We start from the raw sequence: 20,168 nt of genomic DNA on the forward strand, positions 1-20,168 counted from the left end.
GGATCACGAATTCAGTTAGTCTCGGTACGTGTCCAACACTGATGCGAAGCTCGCCATGTCCCCGGAACACTCCGATGAGTCTCCGAGCACCGGCAGCCACAAAGGTCCCCAGTTCGCCCCGACCCACCCCGTCGCCAAGGCCCCGGTAGGCACGCCTCCGGTCACCGTCGACGGTTTCGTGCGCGAGTTCCTGCACGAGCTGAACTCCAACCAAGGTGTCTCGCTGAGCAACTCGAGCGTCAATGACCAGTACATGGCACTGGCGTCGACCGTCCGCAACTACCTGATGGCCCGCTGGCTCGAGACCGAGCGCATGCAGCGTGAGAACCCCCACAAGACGGTGGGATACCTCAGCGCCGAGTACCTGCTGGGCCGCCAGCTCGGCAATGACCTGCTCTCCAGCGGTCTGATCGACATTGCGGAGGAGGCCCTCAAGCAGTGCGGCATCGACTTCGCGGTGCTGCGCGCCCAGGAAGTTGAGCCCGGCCTCGGAAATGGTGGCCTCGGCCGCCTGGCCGCCTGCTTCATCGATTCCCTGGCCACGATGAACGTGCCGTGCATCGGCTACGGCATTCGCTATGAGTACGGCATCTTCCGGCAGACCTTCGTCGACGGACGTCAGGTGGAGCAGCCCGACAGCTGGCTCGCGCTCGGTTGCCCGTGGGAATTCGCCCACCCCGAGCACGGCGTGCAGGTGAACTTCGGCGGCCGCACCGAGAAGACCGTTGATGCCGACGGCAACGAGAAGTCCACCTGGATCCCGGACTGGAATGTGCTGGGCGTCCCGTACAACTACATGGTGCCGGGCTACCTGAACGGCCGCGTGAACACCCTGCGTCTGTGGAGCGCCCAGGCCACCAAGGCCTTCGATCTGCAGATCTTCAACTCGGGTGACTATGCCGACGCGGTGCGCGCCCAGACCTTCGCGGAGAACATCTCCAAGGTGCTCTACCCGGAGGACTCCACGCCCCAGGGCAAGGAGCTGCGCCTGCAGCAGCAGTACTTCTTCGTCGCCTGCTCCATCTCCGACTTCATCAACCACCAGCTGGAGGAGGGCTTCGACCTCCACAAGCTGGATGAGCGGATCATCTTCCAGCTCAACGACACCCACCCGGTGATCGCCGTCCCCGAGCTGATGCGCATCCTGATCGACGAGAAGGGCTTCGGCTTCGACGAGGCCTGGGAGGTCACGCAGAAGTGCTTCGCGTACACCTGCCACACGCTGCTGCCCGAAGCACTCGAGGTCTGGCCCGTTTCGCTGCTCGGCCGCCTGCTCCCGCGCCATCTGGAACTGATCTACCAGATCAACGACCAGTTCCTGGAGGAGGTCCGCGAGAAGTTCGGCAATGACGAGATGCGCGTGCGTCGCATGTCGATCATCGCCGAGCACCCCGAGCGTTCGGTCCGCATGGCCTACCTGGCCACCGTCGCCGGTTCCAAGGTCAACGGCGTGGCCGCCCTGCACAGCCAGCTGCTGCGCGACAAGGTGCTGCCGGACTTCAACGAGATGTACCCCGGCAAGTTCACCAATGTCACCAATGGCGTCACCCCGCGTCGCTTCATCCGCCTGGCCAACCGGTCGCTGTCCACGCTGATTAGCGACTCGATCGGCAAGGGATGGGTGAACAACCTGGAGCGTCTGCAGGAGCTGGAGCCCTACGCGGAGGACGCCGAGTTCCACGCGGCCTTCCGCGCCGTGAAGCTGGAGAACAAGCAGAAGCTCGCCAAGCTGCTGGAACAGCGCGACGGCATCGTGATCCCCGAGGACCACATGCTCGACGTGATGGTCAAGCGCCTGCACGAGTACAAGCGCCAGTCCCTCAAGCTGCTGCACGTCGTGACGCTGTACAACGAGATCATCAGCGGTCGTCTCGACCCGGCCGATGTCCAAGGCCGCACGGTGCTCTTCGGCGCCAAGGCAGCCCCGGGTTACAAGATGGCCAAGGACACCATCCACCTGATCAACAAGGTGGCGCAGGTCGTCAACAACGATGAGCGTGTCCAGGGCAAGCTGACGGTGGCCTTCCCCGCCAACTACAACGTCACGCTGGCCGAGAAGCTCATCCCTGCCGCCGAGCTCTCCGAGCAGATCTCGCTGGCCGGCATGGAGGCCTCCGGCACCGGCAACATGAAGTTCGCCCTCAACGGCGCGCTGACCATCGGAACCGATGACGGCGCCAATGTGGAGATCCGGGAGAAGGTCGGCGACGAGAACTTCTTCCTGTTCGGCATGGTCGAGCCGGAGGTGGCCGAGCTGGGTGCCAAGGGCTACACGCCCTCCGAGTACTACGAGAAGGACGAACGCCTCAAGGGTGCCATCGACCTGATCGCCTCGGGTGCCTTCTCCGACGGTGATCGTCAGGTCTTCGAGCCGATCGTCTCGAACTGGCTGTACTCGGACCGCTTCATGGCCTTGGCCGACTACGCCTCCTACATGGACGCGCAGGCCAAGGTGGAGGCCTACTACGCAGACGAGGAGGCGTGGACCAAGTCCGCGATCCTCAACGTTGCGCGCAGCGGCTACTTCAGCTCCGACCGTTCGATGAAGGACTACATCCGCGAGATCTGGCACACCCCGCCGGTCCTGTGACCGACGGCCACCAGGCGCGCTGACGCCGAACGGCGGCTCTCCTGCAGGGGAGCCGCCGTTCTGGGTTTCGCTGGCGGTTGCCGGGGGCATGGCCCCGGCGACCGCGAGCTCAGAACTCCAGGTCGTCGCGATCGCTCGACGGCAGACTCTCCGCCTCGGGCAGGGCTTCCTCGAAGTCGTCCAGGACCGGCACCGGGGCCACTGACGGCACCTCGCAACGCAAGAGGGTCACGCTGCGTCCCGGCAGGTCGAACTCCTGGCCGGGCGCAATGGGCGACTCGGGCAACTCAGAGCGATGGGCAGTCGTGGCCACCACCTGGTAGCCCTGCGACCAGGGCTCGCCGGGCAGTCGCACCAGGACATTGTTGGCCGCACCGTTGAAGAAGATCAGGAAGGCAGCTTCGGCATCGGAGACGTACATGCCCAGATGGCGCCGCCCGCCGTCGTGCCACTGCTCGTCGCGCATCTCGCCATCCCAGCCATCGAACCAGGCAAGATCGAAGCGTCCCAGACCATTGCCCTCCGCATCGACGACCTCGGTGTGGTCGCGGAACTGCGTGGGGCGCAGCGCTGCGAAGTCGCGGCGGGCCTTCAGCAGGGTGGACGTCAGTTCCGACAGGTCGCCCCACTGGTCCAGGGTGTCCCAGTGCACCCACGAGATGGGGGAGTCCTGACAGTAGGCATTGTTGTTGCCGCCCTGCGTGCGGCCGAGCTCATCACCGGCCGTGATCATGGGCACGCCTGACGACAGGATGAGGGTGGCCATCATGTTCTTCACCTGGCGGTGACGGAAGTCGTTGATGCCCTCGTCGACAGTCTCGCCCTCCCAGCCGCAGTTCCAGGAGCGGTTGTCGTCGGCACCGTCGCGGTTGGCCTCACCATTGGCATCGTTGTGCTTGATGTCGTAGGTGGTGAGGTCACGCATCGTGAAGCCGTCGTGGGCCGTGATGAAGTTGATGCTCGAGTCCAGCCCGCGCTCGCCGTGGTTGAAGATGTCCGGTGAACCGGACAGACGGGTGGCCAGGGTGGCCACCCCGTGCGTGGCGCCGCGCCAGAAGTCGCGCATGAAGTTGCGGTACTGGTCATTCCACTCGCTCCATCGAGGACCCCAGTTTCCGACCTGGTAGCCATACGGGCCCATGTCCCAGGGCTCGGCGATCATCTTCACGCCCTCGAAGGCGGGATCCTCCGCGACGCGACGCTTGAACTCGTGGTCCTGGTTGACGTGGTGCTTGTCGTCGCGGATCAGGGTGGTCGCAAGGTCGAAGCGGAAGCCGTCGACGCCCATCTCCTGCACCCAGTACTTCATCGAGTCGATGACCATGTTGAGCACGCCCGGGTGCGAGGTGTCCACGGAGTTGCCGCAGCCCGTCACGTCGTAGTCATTGCGCAGGTCATTGGTCAGCCGGTAGTAGCCGCGGTGGTCCAGGCCACGGAAGCTCAGCGTCGGACCTTCGTGGCCGCCCTCCGCGGTGTGGTTGTAGACCACGTCGAGGATCACCTCGATGTCGTGCTCGTGCAGCTTGGAGACCATGTCCTTGAACTCCTGCACCTGCTCGCCCAGGGTGCCCACCGACGAGTAGGCGGCGTGCGGTGCGAAGAAGCCGAGGGTGTTGTAGCCCCAGTAGTTGGTCAGCCCACGGCCCACGATGAAGGGCTCGCTGACGAAGTGGTGCACGGGCAACAGCTGGACGGTGTTGATGCCGGTCTCCACCAGATAGTCGATCACGGCGTCGTAGGCGAGCCCCGAATAGGTGCCCCGGAGATGTTCCGGCACGGACGGGTGCAGGTTCGTGTAGCCCTTGAGGTGGGTCTCATAGATGACGCACTCGGACAACGGGCGACGACGCGCGATCGGGGTGGGGGCCGGTGAGTCGGCCACCACGACGCTCAGCGGCACGGACTCGGACGAGTCGCGCGGGTCCGGCTCATAGTTGGACCCGACGACATGGTCGAGGATCGGGCCGGAGTAGTCGACACCTGCGGTGATGGCCCGGGCATAGGGGTCCAGCAGCAGCTTGGCGGGGTTGAAGCGCATGCCCGCGTCCGGATTCCAGTCGCCGTGGACGCGGTAGCCGTAGCGCTGACCAGCGACGATCCCGGAGACGTGGGCGATCCAGACGCCATCAGGATTGCGGGCCATGTCGAGGTTGTGCTGGGAGCGGTCGTCGCCCACCAGGGAGAGCTCCACCCGGGTGGCCCGCGGAGCCCAGAGTGCGAATCGACAGCCGTCATCGAGGAGCTTTGCGCCTAGGATCGAGGAATCGACCGGGGAGGGGGTCTCTTCGTTCATTCTGGTGTGTGCCTAACTTCCACGAACCGGACATCCCGGCTCCAACATGCGGGCAGGAAGCGGCATCCGACCACCCCCGGCCTCACTGGATCAATGGTCCGGGCCAGTGCACCATGGGGGGTGCGGCCGTTCGGACGCAAGGACCAAGTCTGCCATCAATTGCGATTCTATGCGGAGCGGCGGCTGTGAACATGCTGAATGGCGGCCGCGTGCCGCACTGCACGGTTGCCTCTTCTGCAGTTCCGGGAGCAGGCGGGGTAGCGTCAGCACCATGAATTCCGACCCACGACCCATCATCTCTGGCCAGAGCGCTGATGGGGGGCGTACCGAGGGTCCTGCAGGCGAGCGGATCCATCTGGACCACGCCGCGTCCACCCCGATGCTGCCGTGCGCCGTGGATGCCCTGCTGGGTAGGGCGCGGCTCGTCGGGAATCCGGCAGCGCTCCATGCCTCCGGACGGCGGGCCCGCGCGGTTCTCGAGGATGCCCGCGAGGAGCTTGCCGTGGCGCTTGGTGCCCACCCCAGCGAGGTGATCCTGACATCGGGGGGTTCGGAGGCTGACTCCATCGCCCTGTGGACGGGGTCTCGTCGACCCGCACGGCGCGGTGTCCTGATCGGGGCGACCGAGCATGCGGCGGTGGCCCAGGCCCGTACCCGTTTCGACGGCGTCGAAGTGCTCGGCTGCGACCGCGACGGGCTGCTGGACCCGGACGAGCTGGCTCGTCGGACCTCCACATCCACGGCCATGGTCTCCGTGATGACCGTGAACAACGAGACCGGGACCGTGCAGGACCTGGCACCGGTGGTGGAGACGGCACGCAGGAATGGAGCCTGGGTGCACACCGACGCGGTGCAGGCCGTGGGCACACTCGATTTCGACTTTGCAGGCTCCGGCGTCGACCTGGCCAGTGTGTCCGCCCACAAGTTGGGCGGGCCCGTGGGCGTCGGCGCGCTGCTGGCTCGTCGAGACGTGGACCTCACTGCGTTCGGACTCGGCGGCGGTCAGGAGCGCGGGGTGCGTTCCGGAACCCAGCCGGTGATGCTGGCGGCCTCCTTCGCCGCGGCCGCGACGGACACCGTCGCGCACCGGTCTGCCGAACGGGCACGTCTTGCTGGCCTGCGTCGTCGCCTCGTGGAGCAGCTGCGTACCACCATCACCGGGTGTTTCATCAATGGCGCGGACCAGACCAGCCCCGCCATCGTCAATGTCACCTTCGACCAGACCCGAGCTGATGACGTCTTGATGCTGCTGGACCGGGCCGGGGTGGACTGTTCCACGGGCTCGGCCTGCCACGCGGGGGTGCACCAGCCCAGCGATGTGCTCCTGGCCATGGGGCGGACCGCAGAGCAGGCCAGTGCCTCGGTGCGATTCAGCATGGGGCGCTCCACAACGGCGGCGGAGATCGACCGGCTGTGTGAATTGCTACCGGACGTGGTCTCCCGGGCCCGTGCGGCACATGTGCCCGGGGCCTGAGCCCGCGGGGCGTCGGTGCTGTGGGGAGCCGGTGTTGTGGGGATGAGTGACGGCCAAGGACGCAGCTAGCATGGGTGCCTCTGCAAGGGAGGGTGCTGGATGAGGGTTCTGGTGGCGATGTCAGGTGGCGTCGATTCCGCCGTGGCGGCCGCGCGCATGGTGGCGGCCGGCCATGACGTGACCGGCGTCCACCTGGCGCTGAGCAAGAATCCGCAGAGTTTCCGCAGCGGAGCGCGCGGGTGCTGTTCCCTGGAGGACAGTCATGATGCGCGACGCGTCGCCGATCGGCTGCAGATTCCCTTCTACGTCTGGGATCTGAGCGACCGCTTCAAGTCCGATGTGGTGGACGACTTCGTCGCAGAGTACGCCGCTGGCCGCACGCCCAATCCCTGCCTACGGTGCAATGAGAAGATCAAGTTCGCTGCCGTGCTCGAGCGTGGCATCGCCCTGGGTTTCGACAAGGTGGTCACGGGGCACTATGCCCGGCTGGAGGAGGGCCCCGACGGCGTCAGCCTGCACCGTGCCGCGGATGCCGCCAAGGACCAGTCCTATGTCCTGGGCGTTCTGGACCAGCGGCAGTTGTCCCGTTCCCTGTTCCCGCTGTGCGATGTGCCCAAGAGCCAGGTGCGGGCCGAGGCGCGGGAGCTGGGGCTCGGGGTGGCCAAGAAGCCGGACAGCCACGACATCTGTTTCATCCCGGACGGGGACACGGCCGGGTACCTGTCCCGAGCCCTGGGGGAGCGCGAGGGGGTCCTCGTCGATGAGTCGGGTGCCGAGCTGGGCCGCCACAGCGGCTTCCACCAGTTCACCATCGGGCAGCGGCGTGGGCTGCGGCTGGGGGTCCCGGCGGCCGACGGGCAGCCCCGCTTCGTGCTGGACATCGAGCCCGTCACCAACACGGTCACCGTCGGTCCCAAGGAGCATCTTGCCGTCGACGGGATCCGCGGCATCCGGCCCACCTGGACCCAGTCCTTCGTCCCGGGACCGTGGCGGGGCATGGCGCAGGTGAGGGCCCATGGCGATCCGATGCCCGCCACCATCACGGCCACCGCCGACGAGATGGTGGTGGAACTGGACCGGTCCGCAACCGGGATCGCCCCGGGACAGGCGGTCGTCGTCTATGACGGCGACCGGGTGGTGGGCAGTGCCACCATCGACGGCACGAGCCGCTCGCCGCGGCTCGCCCAGGAGGGCTGATGTTCGCCACCGGGGTGGGCTCGCTGCCCGGGACGGACATGCCGGGCGCCCTTGGTTTCGTGCTCGGGGCCTTCGACCATGCCTGGTTGCCCGAGTTGCCGGCCCGTGGTGTGGGTGCGGACATGGTGGGGCGGGCCACGGCACTGCTCGACGGCCTCGACGTGGACCTGCAGCCGCAGGGTTGGCGTCTCGGCTCCGCTGGCGTCGACCACGGGCGTGCCAAGGGATGGTTGCGTCGCGACCTGGACGAGCTGGAAGAGGCCGCGCAGCACTTCACCGACAGCGTCACCCTGACCTGCACGGGGCCTTGGACCCTGGTCTCCTGCCTGGAGCTGCCACGGGGCGACAAGGTGCTCAGAGACCGGGGTGCCCGACGCGACGTGGCAGAGAGCCTCGGTCTGGGGCTCTCGAGACTGCTCGCGGAGATGCGACGAAGGTTGCCCGACATCACGTGGCGCCTGCAGTTGGACGAGCCGCTGCTCCCGCCAGTGCTGACCGGGGCGGTGCCCACGGCGTCGGGATTCGCCCGCCATCGACCCGTGGACCGTCCCGAAGTGAGCGAGCTGCTGGCCCGGACGGTCGACCAGCTGCGCTCGGAGGCGGATGTGGTGCTCCATTCCTGCGCCTCCTGGGCTGGAGTCGGCGGGGTCGACACCGACCTGCTCCAGCGTGCTGGCGTGGACTGGCTGGCGCTGGACCTGGACCAGTTGCGCCCGGCGGACTGGGACCGGCTCGGCCCCTGGATCGAGTCCGGGCGCGGGCTGCAGCTGGGGGTGGTGCCCACGACCTCCGCGGACACGATCACGTCCGTGGACCGAATCGTCTCTCGCTCCCTGTCCCGGCTGCGCCCCCTGGGGTTGGACCCCGAGTTGTTGGAGGGGCGGCTGGCGCTCTCCCCGGCCTGTGGGATGACGTCGTGGAGCACTGGGCCCGCTGCTCGCCAGCTGGAGGCCCTGCTGACGTCGGTGGACCTGCTGACCGAACAGCTGCACCGCTGATCCGCCCTTCGGCAGGGCCGTTGAGCAGCCGTCGGCAGGGTCGCTGAGTCCGCCGTCGGCAGGGTCGCTGAGTCCGCCTTCGGCAGGGTCGCTGGGCCAGCCTTCGGCAGGGGCTCGACGGCTGACGGCTAGGCTGGCCTGGTGCGTGGCTTCTCTGACCTGAACCTGAATGGCCCCACTCCCGCGCGGGTGCAACCTCGAGTGGGAGAGTGGGGCCCCGACGAGGTGCCCACCACGCAGGCCAAGAAGCGTCAGCGGATCTGGGTGGGCCTGGCCTTCATCGCGGCGCTGACCGCCCTGTGCCTGTTGGGCTGGTACTTCTACAAGGCCCTCAACCCGGGGGCCTGACCCAATCTGGGGGCCTGGCCCAATCCAGGGGCCCGCCCCGGCCGGGCAGGCTCAGGAACGCTTCTTGGCCCACTGGGCCGCGCGTCGCGAGACGGCGTGGCTGGGACGCTCCACCAGACGGAAGAAGAGCTCGGCCAGGACCAGGGCCAGTGGGATGGCCATGACCACCGCCAGGACCCGGTGTTCGGCCCCCAGCAGGTACTGCAGGGAGACCACGAGTGGCTCGTGGGTCAGGTAGAGGCTGAACGAACGACTTCCCAACCAGGCGATGGTCGGCCGGGTGCCCCACGCCTCCATGCGTCGATTGCCCAGCAGATAGGCCACCAGGCCCGTGGCGGCACCCACCATCAGCAGCTGGGAGACCAGCTTCCAGGTGGACGAGCTCAGGGCCGAAGCGCCGATCGGCCACCAGGGGGCGTTGGCCAGCACCAGGCAACCCGTCATCCAGATGATGCCGCGGGTGCGGCCCCACCCGCCGATGACCGTCAGTATGGTCTGCGCCTGGGAGGCCAGGACCACGCCAATCATGAAGACTGGTAGGTACTTCAACCGGCCGTCGTCCGCGTGGGTGCCCCAGGCCACCAGGGCCAGGCAGACCGGAAGCAGCCACCAGGAGCGACTTCCCGCCCGGCGCACGATCCAGATGTAGAGAGGCAGCAGCAGCGAGAACCACATCTCCCACTGCAGCGACCACAGGGGGGTGTTCAGGGAGCTGATGCCGAAGAGCAGGATGATGCTGTCCAATGTTCCGCGGGCCTGCACCTGGTCGACGTGGATCAGTGTCCACCAGCTCATCGCCGGGTCAGCCACTCGGGGTACCAGCACGGCCCATGCCAAGGCCAGGGCGACGGAGCCGATCACGGGCAGGTAGAGCCTCGGCAGCCGTCCAGCGTAGTAGGGAAGCCAGGGGCGATCGCCCGGCAGGAAGGACGGTGTCAGGACCAGTCCGGAGAGCACGAAGAAGGCCAGCACGGCGGCGTCGCCATCCCACAGCAGATGTCCCGGGGTGAGGGAGAACCATGGCAGCGTGGTCATCGCCGCGCCACGGTCCCGGTAGAGATCGGCCAAGGTTGGAAAGAGCAGCATGCAGTGGTGGAAGACCACCACCAGTGCCGCGACGCCGCGCAGACCATCCAGTGCATGGGCACGTGGCATGTGCGTGGTGCTGGGTGTTGGCTCCGCCGCACGGCGTGGCGTCACAGTCACTTCTGGCTCCCCCGAGTCGTCATCCGGGGAACTCTACGCCGCGCCGGCGGGGCACTCCTGCCATGCGCCCCGGACGGATCGTCGGGGGTCAGTCACTCCTCAGGACCAACGGCGGGGCGGGTCAGCGCGAGCAGGTGCTCGAGCCGTCTCAGCTCGGAATCCAGGAAGACCGGTCCTCCCGAGCGTCCCAGGACCACGGTGCGCTCCTCGTCCAGGGGACAGATGGCCACCGGGGTCTCCTGCCAGTGGGGGAGCCAGTTGGCTGGCATCTCGTCGCAACGCGCCGCGTCGAGGGGGCCGATGCTCGACAGTTCGACGCCCTCTTGTGGGCCGACGCTGCTGCTGAGCAGCACCTTCGCGTCGTCGCGGGAGATCACTGCAGTCCATTGGGTGTGGAAGACGGCGCACGCGCCGTTCACCAGGATCTCGGAGGCACGGGCGGGCTCGTCGAGCATGCGGTTGAGCAGACTGACGTCCCCCTGCAGACCCCAGGTTTCCTGGTTGCGGGAGACCCACAGCACTCGGACACCCTCGAGCTCGGTGCAGGCCCCGACGATGGACTCGATCAGCAGGCCCTGGGGCACGGAGACGATGAAGTCATCGACCACCCAGCCGTCACGCTGCTCGACGATCTCGATGGCGGCGATGTCAGCGCCCTCGGTGCCCATGGCGGTGGCCACCACGCCCAGGGAGCCGGGGCGGTCGGGGAGCTGGATGCGCAGGAGGTGCATCCCCACATTGTGACAAGTCCCACGGCGGCGGGGCTGCATCGTGTCCGCTGGGTGAGTCGTGCGAGGGACGCAGGAGTGGTCGGTTGGCCGCAATGTCGCAACGGGCCACTAGGATGCACGGGTGCCGAGAACGGCATGAGTGGACGACATCCCAGGAGTGACATCGTGGCCCTGACGCCGGATGACGTGGCCCGCTTGGCGGGCCTTGCGCGCATCGAGATGAGTGACGAGGAGCTGGCGCGATTGGCGCCCCAGCTGGACGTGATCCTCGAGTCGGTGGCCAGGGTGACCGAGGTCGCGGGCCCGGACATTCCCCCGACCTCGCACGCGCTGCCGCTGACCAATGTCTTCCGTGAGGACGTCGTGCGTGAGTCGATGACCCCCGAACAGGTTCTCGCCGCGGCGCCGGCCGCGGAGGACGACCGTTTCCGAGTGCCCCGCATCCTGGACGAGGAGGCCTGATGAGCGAGCAGAGGATCGACACCACCCAGATCCTGGGCGCCACCGCCGCACAGCTGGGGGAGTGGATCGCGGCCCAGACCGTGACCTCGGAGGAGGTCACCCGCACCTTCCTGGCGCAGATCGAGGCCGTCGACGCCGATGTGAAGGCCTTCGTGAGCGTCGACGCCGAGCGGGCCCTCGAGTTGGCCCGCCGGGTCGACGAGCGGATCGCTTCCGGCGAGGAGTTGGGCCCGCTGGCCGGTGTCCCCATCGCCGTCAAGGACCTGCTCTGCTATGAGGGGCTGCGCACTACCGCGAGCTCCCGCATGCTGGAGAACTGGATCCCGCCCTACAGCTCCACCATCGTGCACAGGCTGCTGGACGCTGGCCTGGTCATCCTGGGCAAGACCAACCTGGACGAGTTCGCGATGGGCTCGTCCACGGAGACCTCCTGGTTCGGTGCCAGCCACAACCCGTGGGACCTGACCCGCACGCCGGGAGGTTCCGGTGGCGGCTCCTCGGCTGCTCTGGCCGCCTTCGAGGCACCCTTGGCCATCGGCACGGACACCGGCGGTTCCATTCGCCAGCCGGCGTCGGTCACCGGCACGGTCGGCGTGAAGCCCACCTACGGTGGCGCCAGCCGATTCGGCATCATCGCGATGGCCTCCAGTCTGGACCAGCCCGGCCCGTGCGCCCGCACGGTGCTGGACGCCGCGCTGCTGCACGAGGTGATCGCGGGTCACGACCCGCTGGACTCCACCTCCATCGACGCCCCCGTGCCGGCCGTGGTGGACGCTGTGCGGACCGCCGACGTGAAGGGGATGCGGATCGGCGTCGTGAAGGAGTTCGGTGGCGAAGGCTATGCGCCCGGCGTGGAGCAGCGGTTCACCGAGGCCGTCGAGCTGTTGCGGCAGGCCGGTGCCGAGATCATCGAGGTCAGCTGCCCGCACTTCGACTACGCACTGCCGGCCTACTACCTGGTGATGCCCAGCGAGGTGAGTTCCAACCTGGCCCGCTATGACGCCATGCGCTACGGACTGCGCGTCGGCGATGACGGCCAGCACTCGACCGAACAGGTGATGCGGCTCAGCCGTGGCGAGGGCTTCGGCGACGAGGTCAAGCGACGCATCATCATCGGAACCCACGCCCTGTCCAGCGGCTACTACGACGCCTACTATGGCTCGGCGCAGAAGGTGCGAACACTGATCCAGCGCGACTTCGACGCGGCGTTCGAGCAGTGCGACGTGCTGGTCAGCCCGTCGACGCCCACCACGGCCTTCCGGCTGGGCGAGCACCAGGACGATCCGATCGCCATGTACAAGGCAGACCTGTGCACCATCCCGTCGAACATGGCGGGCAATGCATCCGCCTCCTTCCCCGCGGGCCTGGCCCCGGAGGACGGCCTTCCTGTGGGCTTCCAGGTGATGGCTCCGCCGATGGCCGATGACCGCCTGTACCGCGTCGGGGCCGCGCTGGAGGCGCTCCTCACAGAGAAGTGGGGCGGCCCGCTGCTGGAGCAGGCACCCGCCCTGGAGAACACGCTGACCCGGAAGGCTGAGCAGGCATGAACGACGAACTGATGGACTACGACGAGGTGCTCGAGCGCTTCGACCCGGTTCTCGGCCTCGAGGTGCACGTTGAATTGAACACCGCGTCCAAGATGTGGTGCGCCTGTTCCGCAGAGCCCGGCAGCGCGCCCAACACGCACGTCTGCCCGGTCTGTCTGGGCCTGCCCGGTTCGCTTCCCGTGGTCAACGGCAAGGCCGTGGAGTCGGCCATTCGGATCGGTCTGAGCATCAACTGCGAGATCGCCGAGTTCTCCCGTTTTGCACGGAAGAACTACTTCTACCCGGACATGACCAAGGACTACCAGATCAGCCAGTCCGATGAACCCATCTGCCACGACGGCTGGGTGGACGTCGAGGTTGACGGTCAGACCTTCCGCGTCGACGTGGAGCGCGTCCACATGGAGGAGGACGCCGGCAAGAGCTTGCACGTGGGGGGCGCGGGCCGCATCCACGGGGCCGACTATTCGCTGATGGACTACAACCGCGCTGGCGTGCCCCTGATGGAGATCGTCACCCGTCCCATCATGGGCACCGGCGCCTACGCGCCCCAGGTGGGCCGCGCCTACATGTCCTACCTGCGCGACATGATGAAGGCCCTCGGAGTGTCGGAGGCGCGGATGGAGCAGGGCAACATGCGCTGCGACGCGAATGTCTCCCTGATGCCCAAGGGGTCCACGGTGCTGGGCACCCGCACCGAGACCAAGAATGTGAACTCGCTGCGCTCCGTCGAGGGCGCGCTGCGTTTCGAGATGATGCGTCAGGGCGCCATCCTGGCCAAGGGTGGCAAGGTCAAGCAGGAGACCCGGATGTGGCACGAGGACGGGGAGTACACCACCCCGGGCCGCTCCAAGGAACAGGCCGAGGACTACCGCTACTTCCCGGAGCCGGATCTGGTTCCGATCACCCCCAGTCGAGAGTGGGTTGAGGAGCTCCGCGCCACGCTCCCGGAGCCTCCCGCCGAGCATCGCAAGCGCATCATCGAGCAGTGGCAGCTGTCGGAGCGGGAGATGGGCGACATCGAGGCCGTCGGCGCACTGGATCTGATCGAGGCCACCGTCACGGCGGGTGCCAAGCCGCAGGCCGCCCGCAAGTGGTGGTTGGGGGAGCTGGCCCGTCGGGCGAACGAGGCCGGCGTCGAACTCGAGGCAGTCGGCATGAGCCCTGTGCAGGTGGTGGAACTGCAGAAGCTGGTGGATGCGAAGACCATCAATGACAAGCTGGCGCGCCAGGTGATCGACGGCGTGGTGGCAGGGGAGGGCGAGCCCGCCCAGATCGTCGAACAGCGCGGACTCGCCGTGGTCAGCGATGACGGCGCCCTCGGCGCCGCCGTCGACGATGTCATCGCAGCCAATCCCGACGTGGCGGACAAGATCCGTGACGGCAAGGTCCAGGCAGCTGGCGCACTGATCGGCCAGGTGATGAAGGCCATGAAGGGACAGGCCGATGCCGGCCGCGTGCGTGAGCTCATCATGGAGAAGCTCGCCTGAACCAGTGACCAGTCGGGGGCCCACCGCAGGTGCTGCGGTGGGCCACCCACCGACCCGAGTTCTCCCACACCTCGTCAAAAGGAATGTCCGCAGTGAGCAGCCCCAGCGTCCTCGACGCACCGTCCACGATCCGCCCAGAGGACGAGAGGCTGCCGGTTGGGCAGGCCTTCCTCTACGGCTTCCAGCACGTCCTGAGCATGTACGGCGGTGTGATCGCCGTGCCGCTGATCATCGGCACTGCCGCGGAACTTCCCGCTGACCAGGTGGGCATGCTGGTGGCCGCCGCGCTGTTCGTATCCGGGCTCGCCACACTCCTGCAGAGCCTCGGCCTGCCCGGACTGGGCGCCAAGCTGCCCCTGGTGAACGGCACCACCTTTGGCGCGGTCTCCACGATGCTGGCCATCCTGGCCACTGGCGGTGGCATGCCGGTCATCTACGGCTCGGTGATGGTGGCGGGCGTCATCGGTTTCGTGTTGGCGCCGTTGTTCAGCCGGATCCAGCGCTTCTTCCCGCCGGTGGTCACGGGCACCATCATCACGGCCATGGGCATCTCGCTCCTGCCGGTGGCTGCTGGATGGATCACCAACCAGGCCGAGGGTGGCGCGTCGGTCACCAATCTGTTGCTGGCCGGCTTCACGCTGGCGGTGGTGCTCCTGTGCACCCGCATCCGGGCGTTGGCTCGCGTGGCCATCCTGGTCGGCATCGTCGTCGGGACGCTCGTGGCAGCGGCCTTCGGTGAAGCGGATTTCAGCACGGTGGGCGAGGGAGCCATCCTCGCCCTGCCCAAACCCTTCGCGTTCGGCGCGCCCCAGTTCGAGCTGGGCGCCATCATCTCCATGACCATCGTGATCATCGTGACGATGATGGAGATCATGGCGGACCTGTTCGCCGTCGCCAAGGTGGTGGGCACGGACGTGGACGAAAAGCGTATCGCCGACGGGCTGCGGGCCGACATGTTGGCGACGGTCATTGCTCCGGTCTTCAACTCCACTCCACCGACGGCCTTTGCCCAGAATGTTGGTCTGGTGGCGGTGACCAAGGTGAAGTCCCGCTACACCGTGGCGGCCGGTGCAGTCCTGCTGCTCCTGCTGGGCATCATCCCGCTGCTGGGACGGGTGGTGGCCTGTGTTCCCTCGGCGGTGCTGGGCGGTGCCGGCGTGGTCCTGTTCGGCTCGGTTGCGGCCGCCGGCATCCAGACCCTGCAGCAGGCGGACTTCGAACGCGGCAACAACATCTTCGTCGTCGCCACCTCGCTGGCGCTGGTCATGTTCCCGATCGCAGTACCGAACTTCTATGCGCAGGTGCCCACCTGGCTGGGGATGATCCTCGGATCGGGCATCTCGGCTGCTGCGCTGAGCGCCGTGCTGTTGAACCTGCTGCTGAATGGTCGGCACGCGAGCCAGGGCGCTCTGGGCGATGAGATGGAGGCTGTTCCGGCCCCCGAACCCTTCGAGGAATGACAGACCTTCGTGGTGAAGGACAGAAACCTTCGAGAAGCGGCAGCCCAGGGGTCGTTGGCGGCAGTCCGCCGTCGGTACTGCGGACTGAAGCACATTGCTTGCTCAGACCAAGGTCTGCACGGGGCGGACGAAAGGCCAAAGGTTCCTTCACTGTAAGGAATTGGAGGCAATCATGCAGAACTATGAGAGGTGCCCGACTTGCTGGAGGGTCCAGCGGTCGGTTCCCCCGACAGGAGAGATCATGATCCGTTCCCGTGCAGCTGTCGCCGTCGTCGCTGCCGCCATCTCGTTCGCTGCTGCTCCGGCCGCCTTCGCCGCCCCCAACGAGGCCAGCGCCTGGGCCTCCTTCTCCAGCGCCGATGCCTGGATCAACCAGGAGAACAACTTCCGCTGGTATGTCGCCACCCCCACCATCACCGAGGACATGGTCGGCCAGACCGTCACGATGACCGCCCAGTCCTCGCCCATGGTCGACTGCTCCGCTCTGTCCACCGGCTACTCCACCGCCACCGGCTGGGTCAACACCGAGGCCACCCTGGTCCGCTGCAACCCCGCGATGGCCGTCCTGACCTTCGTCGTCGACGAGGGCATGGTGGGCAGCGACGTCCAGGTCAACGGCTGGGTTGACGCCGGAAAGAAGACCACCGGCACCGTCCGCGGCACCGTCGAGATCGCCGGCACCACCTACAAGGCGACGCAGACCGTCAACCGCTGAATCCTTCTCCCGGTCTGACAGACCGGCACATCGGGGGTGTGACCAGGTCACACCCCCGATGTCGTCAGGCGCGGGGTCCAGCCGCTGTCCCGGGCCGGCGCCCGCTGCGGAATCGGTCACAATGGTGGGCATGCCCCTTGAACCCACTCTCGCTGCGCGTCTGAAGCGCAATTCCGACGGTCTGGTTCCCGCCGTCGTCGTCGATGCGACCACCGGCGCAGTGCTGATGATGGCCTGGATGGACGATGAGGCCCTGCACCGCACACTCACCACCCGCAAGGCCACCTACTGGTCGCGCAGCCGCCAGGAATACTGGGTCAAGGGCGAGACCAGTGGTCACACCCAGCACGTGCGCGAGGTGCGTCTGGACTGCGATGGGGACACCCTGTTGATGCGCGTCGACCAGGCGGGCGGCGCCTGCCACACCGGGGACTCGACCTGCTTCGAGGCCGACCTGCTCCTGGCGGACGACCGCGTGGTGCAGTCATGAGTAGTCGGCTGGATCTGCGCGTGGAACCCTCTCTTGATGGCTTTCGGGAGCAGGCGGTGGCCGGACGTCGCGTGATCAGCGTTCATGCCCGACTGCTGGCCGACGACCTGACGCCCGTGGCGATCTACGACCGCCTCTGCGGGGATCGCGAACTGACCTACCTGTTCGAGTCGGCCGATGCCGGGGTGTGGTCTCGCTGGAGCTTCATCGGCGTCAATGCCGCCGCGACCCTGACGGAGCGCGACCAGCAGGCCCACTGGCTTGGCCGATCCATCGTCGGACTGCCCACGGAGGGTGACCCACTGACGGTGCTCAAGGAGACCCTGCGAATCCTGCACACAGAGCGGGACCCGGAGCTGCCGCCCTTCGTCCAGGGCATGGTTGGCTATCTGGGCTACGACGTGGTCCGGCGACTGGAGCAGTTGCCCGACAGCTGTGTCGATGACCTGCAGGTGCCCGAACTGGTGATGATGCTGGCCAGCGACCTTGTGGTGCTGGACCATCACAAGGGGGAGGTCTGGCTGGTTGCCAATGCCGTCAATTTCGACGATTCACCAGAACGGCTGGAGCAGGCGCATGCGGACGCCGTTGCGCGCGTCGAGTCGATGGCCCACACCCTCTGCCAGCCCGGACGCCCATTGGCGGCGCTACAGGAAGAGCCCGCTGACAGCCGGCTCGTGCGCCAGCGCAGCGACGACGAGTTCGAGGCCATGGTGCGCCAGGCCCAGGAACAGATCCGGGCAGGGGAGATCTTCCAGGTGGTGCCCAGCCAACGCTTCGACCTGCCCACTCGCGCCCAGGCGCTGCAGATCTACCGATCCCTGCGCCACACCAATCCCAGCCCCTACCTCTTCCTGCTCAGGATGCCCGGCTTCGACGTGATCGGATCCAGCCCCGAGGCGCTGGTCACCGTGAACGATGGCATCGCCACCACGCATCCGATCGCCGGCACCCGCCCGCGCGGGGCGACGCCCGTCGAGGACCGCGAGCTCGAACTGGACCTCCTGGCCGACGAGAAGGAGCGCTCCGAGCACCTGATGCTGGTGGATCTGGGACGCAATGACCTGGGCCGGGTGTGCGTGCCGGGCACGATCGAAGTGACCGAGTTCATGCACGTGCGCCGCTACAGCCATGTCATGCACATGGAGGCGGCCGTGACGGGCCAGGTGGCCGCGGGCCACAGTGGCCTCGACGTGATGCTGGCCTGTTTCCCGGCCGGCACGCTCTCGGGTGCTCCCAAGGTGCGCGCCATGGAGATCATCGACGAGCTGGAGACGACGCGTCGCGGCGTCTACGGGGGAGTGGTGGGCTACTTCGACTTCGCCGGCAATGCCGACGCCGCGATCGCGATCCGGACCGCGGTGCTCAAGGATGGCGTCGCCCACGTCCAGGCCGGAGCCGGCATCGTGGCCAATTCCGTGCCGGCCAGCGAGAACCTGGAGACGCAGAACAAGGCCCGCGCCGTGCTGACGGCGATCCGTCGGGCCGAGACGCTGCGCGATCTCAGCCCGGCGGACGGGGTCGACCAGTGAAGCCCGCCCAGCTGAGACTGCTGAGCTGGCTCACGGCGGCAGCTGGTGCCGTGCTGGCCATCGTCTGGGCGGCCCACGCCGGAACGCTGGCAGCAACGTCGCGGGCGCTGGGGTGGTCGCTGCTGGCCTCGGTCGGACTCGCGGCCCTGCTTGGGGTCTGGGGACGGCGACTGGTGGGTCTTGTGCAGCTCCTGCTGGCTGCAGGTCTCGTCCTGGTGGTGAGCAGTGCCAACGGTGCCGGTCGGCTCTGGTTGTCCGTGGCCCTGGCCGTCATTGCAGGACTGCTCCAGATCCTCACGGCGCACCGCTGGCCACACCGGGCGTCGCGTTTCGAGCGTTCCGCGTCCGCACCGGGGGCACTGGGCGGGGATCTGGACATCTGGAAGGCCATGGACGCCGGACTTGACCCCACCGAGGAGGGATTTGGCGGTAGTCTCGAGCCGCGGGAGACTTCTCCCGACCAGACTCGCCCGCCGCGCCCCGCACCGTCGGGGGCCGACCAGGAGGACCAATGAGCCAGAGCACGTCGTCGAAGACTCCGAAGCTGCGTGTGAAGCACGAGCGCCAGCTGCACTACGAGGAGGGCAAGTCGCCGGCCGCCTGGGCCGGCACCTGGATTGCCATGGCCGGTTTCCTCGGCCTGACCTGGTTCGGCAGCTTTGGTTTCGAGAAGGGCGGCTGGACCGCCATCATCATCTGCAGCGCCATCGTGCTGCTCGGCGGCATCGTGACCCTGGTCATGAAGGGCGCCGGCTACGGCACCCCGGCTCGCGACCTGTGATCACGGTCCTCGACGAGATCATCGTCGGCGTGCGCTCCGACCTGGCGGAGCGCCGCGCCGTCACCAGCTTGGCTGACCTGGAACTGCGGATCCAGTCCGCGCCGGCGCCGCTGGATGTCCTGACCCGTTTCCGCGAGCCGGGCCTGTCGGTGATCAGTGAGGTGAAGCGCAAGAGCCCCAGCAAGGGCGCGCTCGCCGTCATCGAGGACCCCGCGGCGCTGGCTGCCCAGTACGAGCTGGGCGGGGCCAGCGCCATCAGTGTGCTCACGGAGAAGCACCGCTTCAACGGCTCGCTGGATGATCTGGACGCCGTACGTGAGCGCGTGCGGATCCCCGTGCTGCGCAAGGACTTCGTCGTCGACGAGTACCAGGTCTGGGAGGCCCGCGCCCACGGCGCGGACCTGGTGCTGCTGATCGTTGCAGCGCTGGACGATTCCCAGCTGGCGAGACTGCACCAGCTGGTGCAGGACCTGGGCATGACACCCTTGGTGGAGGTGCACACGGCGGAGGAGGCCCGCAGGGCCGCCGATCTGGGAGCCGAGCTGGTGGGCGTCAACAACCGCAATCTCAAGACGCTCGACGTCGACTTGGCCCAGTTCGGGCGCCTGGTGGAATTGCTGGGCGACCAGACGGTGAAGGTGGCGGAGTCCGGAATTCTCGGCCCGGAGGACGCGGCGCTCGTCCACCGGCAGGGCGCGGACGTCGTGCTCGTGGGTGAGGCCCTCGTGCGTCACGGCGATCCGGCTGCGGCGATCCGCGAGATGGTCTCGGCCGCAGCCCGCGGCTGATCCGTCGAGCGCACCGAAGGACCCGACGCAATCCGGCGCTCGGGTCGAACTGCAGTGTTTGGAGAGACC

At 67.4% G+C, this 20,168-nt stretch carries 18 protein-coding genes; 15 read left to right on the forward strand and 3 right to left on the reverse strand.

The genetic code is table 11. The features are described from left to right. Positions 1-28 precede the first annotated feature (28 nt). Complete coding sequence (locus ACTQ49_RS01005; protein WP_441825972.1) at positions 29-2,590, forward strand: glycogen/starch/alpha-glucan phosphorylase; 2,562 nt, start codon at positions 29-31, stop codon at positions 2,588-2,590. Positions 2,591-2,699: 109 nt separating this feature from the next. Here ACTQ49_RS01005 and glgX read toward each other — a convergent pair whose 3' ends face one another. After that, positions 2,700-4,883 (reverse strand): glycogen debranching protein GlgX, encoded by a 2,184-nt coding sequence (gene glgX, locus ACTQ49_RS01010; protein WP_441825973.1) that lies wholly within the window; start codon positions 4,881-4,883, stop codon positions 2,700-2,702. Between the two features lie 271 nt (positions 4,884-5,154). Here glgX and ACTQ49_RS01015 point away from each other — a divergent pair, with 271 nt between their 5' ends. From ACTQ49_RS01015 to ACTQ49_RS01030, 4 genes are all read left to right on the forward strand, one after another. Then, positions 5,155-6,357 carry a cysteine desulfurase family protein gene (locus tag ACTQ49_RS01015; RefSeq protein ID WP_441825974.1) on the forward strand — a complete coding sequence of 401 codons (1,203 nt, stop codon included), beginning with the start codon at positions 5,155-5,157 and terminating at the stop codon, positions 6,355-6,357. A gap of 99 nt (positions 6,358-6,456) precedes the next feature. Continuing rightward, positions 6,457-7,554 (forward strand): tRNA 2-thiouridine(34) synthase MnmA, encoded by a 1,098-nt coding sequence (gene mnmA / locus ACTQ49_RS01020; protein ID WP_441825975.1) that lies wholly within the window; start codon positions 6,457-6,459, stop codon positions 7,552-7,554. Then, positions 7,554-8,552: a hypothetical protein gene (locus ACTQ49_RS01025; RefSeq protein WP_441825976.1), complete on the forward strand. Its 999-nt coding sequence runs from the start codon at positions 7,554-7,556 to the stop codon at positions 8,550-8,552. Before mnmA ends, ACTQ49_RS01025 begins: the two co-directional genes overlap by 1 nt. Before the next feature lie 141 nt (positions 8,553-8,693). Then, positions 8,694-8,900 (forward strand): hypothetical protein, encoded by a 207-nt coding sequence (locus ACTQ49_RS01030; protein ID WP_441825977.1) that lies wholly within the window; start codon positions 8,694-8,696, stop codon positions 8,898-8,900. Between the two features lie 51 nt (positions 8,901-8,951). On the opposite strand, the gene ACTQ49_RS01035 is transcribed toward ACTQ49_RS01030, so the two are convergent. Together ACTQ49_RS01035 and ACTQ49_RS01040 are read right to left on the reverse strand one after the other, a co-directional pair. Next, the gene (locus tag ACTQ49_RS01035; protein WP_441825978.1) at positions 8,952-10,055 is read right to left on the reverse strand and encodes an acyltransferase family protein; all 1,104 of its coding nucleotides are present in this window, start codon (positions 10,053-10,055) and stop codon (positions 8,952-8,954) included. A 143-nt stretch (positions 10,056-10,198) separates the two neighbouring features. Further along, a complete protein-coding gene (locus ACTQ49_RS01040) occupies positions 10,199-10,837 on the reverse strand; it encodes an amino acid-binding protein (RefSeq protein ID WP_441825979.1) in 639 nt (212 codons plus the stop codon). Positions 10,838-10,972: 135 nt separating this feature from the next. On the opposite strand from ACTQ49_RS01040, the gene gatC reads away from it, so the two are divergent. The 10 genes from gatC (at position 10,973) to trpC (ending at position 20,099) form a co-directional block, all read left to right on the forward strand. Beyond that, positions 10,973-11,299, forward strand: a complete 327-nt coding sequence (gatC, locus tag ACTQ49_RS01045; RefSeq protein ID WP_441825980.1) for an Asp-tRNA(Asn)/Glu-tRNA(Gln) amidotransferase subunit GatC — start codon at positions 10,973-10,975, stop codon at positions 11,297-11,299. Beyond that, positions 11,299-12,846, forward strand: coding sequence for an Asp-tRNA(Asn)/Glu-tRNA(Gln) amidotransferase subunit GatA (gene gatA / locus ACTQ49_RS01050; RefSeq protein WP_441825981.1), 1,548 nt, complete (start codon positions 11,299-11,301; stop codon positions 12,844-12,846). The genes gatC and gatA overlap by 1 nt, the downstream gene beginning before the upstream one ends. Then, entirely contained in the window at positions 12,843-14,333 is a 1,491-nt protein-coding gene (gatB, locus tag ACTQ49_RS01055; protein WP_441825982.1) for an Asp-tRNA(Asn)/Glu-tRNA(Gln) amidotransferase subunit GatB, read from the forward strand. The genes gatA and gatB overlap by 4 nt, the downstream gene beginning before the upstream one ends. A gap of 92 nt (positions 14,334-14,425) precedes the next feature. Continuing rightward, positions 14,426-15,793, forward strand: coding sequence for a nucleobase:cation symporter-2 family protein (locus ACTQ49_RS01060; RefSeq protein WP_441825983.1), 1,368 nt, complete (start codon positions 14,426-14,428; stop codon positions 15,791-15,793). Between the two features lie 241 nt (positions 15,794-16,034). Beyond that, a complete protein-coding gene (locus tag ACTQ49_RS01065; RefSeq protein ID WP_441825984.1) occupies positions 16,035-16,508 on the forward strand; it encodes a hypothetical protein in 474 nt (157 codons plus the stop codon). Between the two features lie 130 nt (positions 16,509-16,638). Next, entirely contained in the window at positions 16,639-16,998 is a 360-nt protein-coding gene (gene hisI, locus ACTQ49_RS01070; RefSeq protein ID WP_441825985.1) for a phosphoribosyl-AMP cyclohydrolase, read from the forward strand. Then, a complete protein-coding gene (locus ACTQ49_RS01075; protein WP_441825986.1) occupies positions 16,995-18,530 on the forward strand; it encodes an anthranilate synthase component I in 1,536 nt (511 codons plus the stop codon). Before hisI ends, ACTQ49_RS01075 begins: the two co-directional genes overlap by 4 nt. Beyond that, a complete protein-coding gene (locus ACTQ49_RS01080) occupies positions 18,527-19,045 on the forward strand; it encodes a Trp biosynthesis-associated membrane protein (protein ID WP_441825987.1) in 519 nt (172 codons plus the stop codon). Before ACTQ49_RS01075 ends, ACTQ49_RS01080 begins: the two co-directional genes overlap by 4 nt. Further along, entirely contained in the window at positions 19,042-19,311 is a 270-nt protein-coding gene (locus ACTQ49_RS01085; protein ID WP_441825988.1) for a hypothetical protein, read from the forward strand. The genes ACTQ49_RS01080 and ACTQ49_RS01085 overlap by 4 nt, the downstream gene beginning before the upstream one ends. Continuing rightward, complete coding sequence (gene trpC, locus ACTQ49_RS01090; protein WP_441826045.1) at positions 19,311-20,099, forward strand: indole-3-glycerol phosphate synthase TrpC; 789 nt, start codon at positions 19,311-19,313, stop codon at positions 20,097-20,099. The genes ACTQ49_RS01085 and trpC overlap by 1 nt, the downstream gene beginning before the upstream one ends. The last annotated feature ends 69 nt before the right edge of the window (positions 20,100-20,168 follow it).

This window comes from Luteococcus sp. Sow4_B9, assembly GCF_052116585.1.
Taxonomy (GTDB): domain Bacteria; phylum Actinomycetota; class Actinomycetes; order Propionibacteriales; family Propionibacteriaceae; genus Luteococcus.

Coding starts and splice junctions, on each gene's coding strand:
- gatA (WP_441825981.1), top strand. CDS start 11,299: ATGAGCGAGCAGAGGATCGACACCACCCAGATCCTGGGCGCCACCGCC.
- ACTQ49_RS01085 (WP_441825988.1), top strand. CDS start 19,042: ATGAGCCAGAGCACGTCGTCGAAGACTCCGAAGCTGCGTGTGAAGCAC.
- ACTQ49_RS01035 (WP_441825978.1), bottom strand. CDS start 10,055: ATGCCACGTGCCCATGCACTGGATGGTCTGCGCGGCGTCGCGGCACTG.
- glgX (WP_441825973.1), bottom strand. CDS start 4,883: ATGAACGAAGAGACCCCCTCCCCGGTCGATTCCTCGATCCTAGGCGCA.
- ACTQ49_RS01040 (WP_441825979.1), bottom strand. CDS start 10,837: ATGCACCTCCTGCGCATCCAGCTCCCCGACCGCCCCGGCTCCCTGGGC.
- hisI (WP_441825985.1), top strand. CDS start 16,639: ATGCCCCTTGAACCCACTCTCGCTGCGCGTCTGAAGCGCAATTCCGAC.
- ACTQ49_RS01075 (WP_441825986.1), top strand. CDS start 16,995: ATGAGTAGTCGGCTGGATCTGCGCGTGGAACCCTCTCTTGATGGCTTT.
- ACTQ49_RS01065 (WP_441825984.1), top strand. CDS start 16,035: ATGATCCGTTCCCGTGCAGCTGTCGCCGTCGTCGCTGCCGCCATCTCG.
- ACTQ49_RS01025 (WP_441825976.1), top strand. CDS start 7,554: ATGTTCGCCACCGGGGTGGGCTCGCTGCCCGGGACGGACATGCCGGGC.
- mnmA (WP_441825975.1), top strand. CDS start 6,457: ATGAGGGTTCTGGTGGCGATGTCAGGTGGCGTCGATTCCGCCGTGGCG.
- gatB (WP_441825982.1), top strand. CDS start 12,843: ATGAACGACGAACTGATGGACTACGACGAGGTGCTCGAGCGCTTCGAC.
- ACTQ49_RS01015 (WP_441825974.1), top strand. CDS start 5,155: ATGAATTCCGACCCACGACCCATCATCTCTGGCCAGAGCGCTGATGGG.
- gatC (WP_441825980.1), top strand. CDS start 10,973: ATGAGTGGACGACATCCCAGGAGTGACATCGTGGCCCTGACGCCGGAT.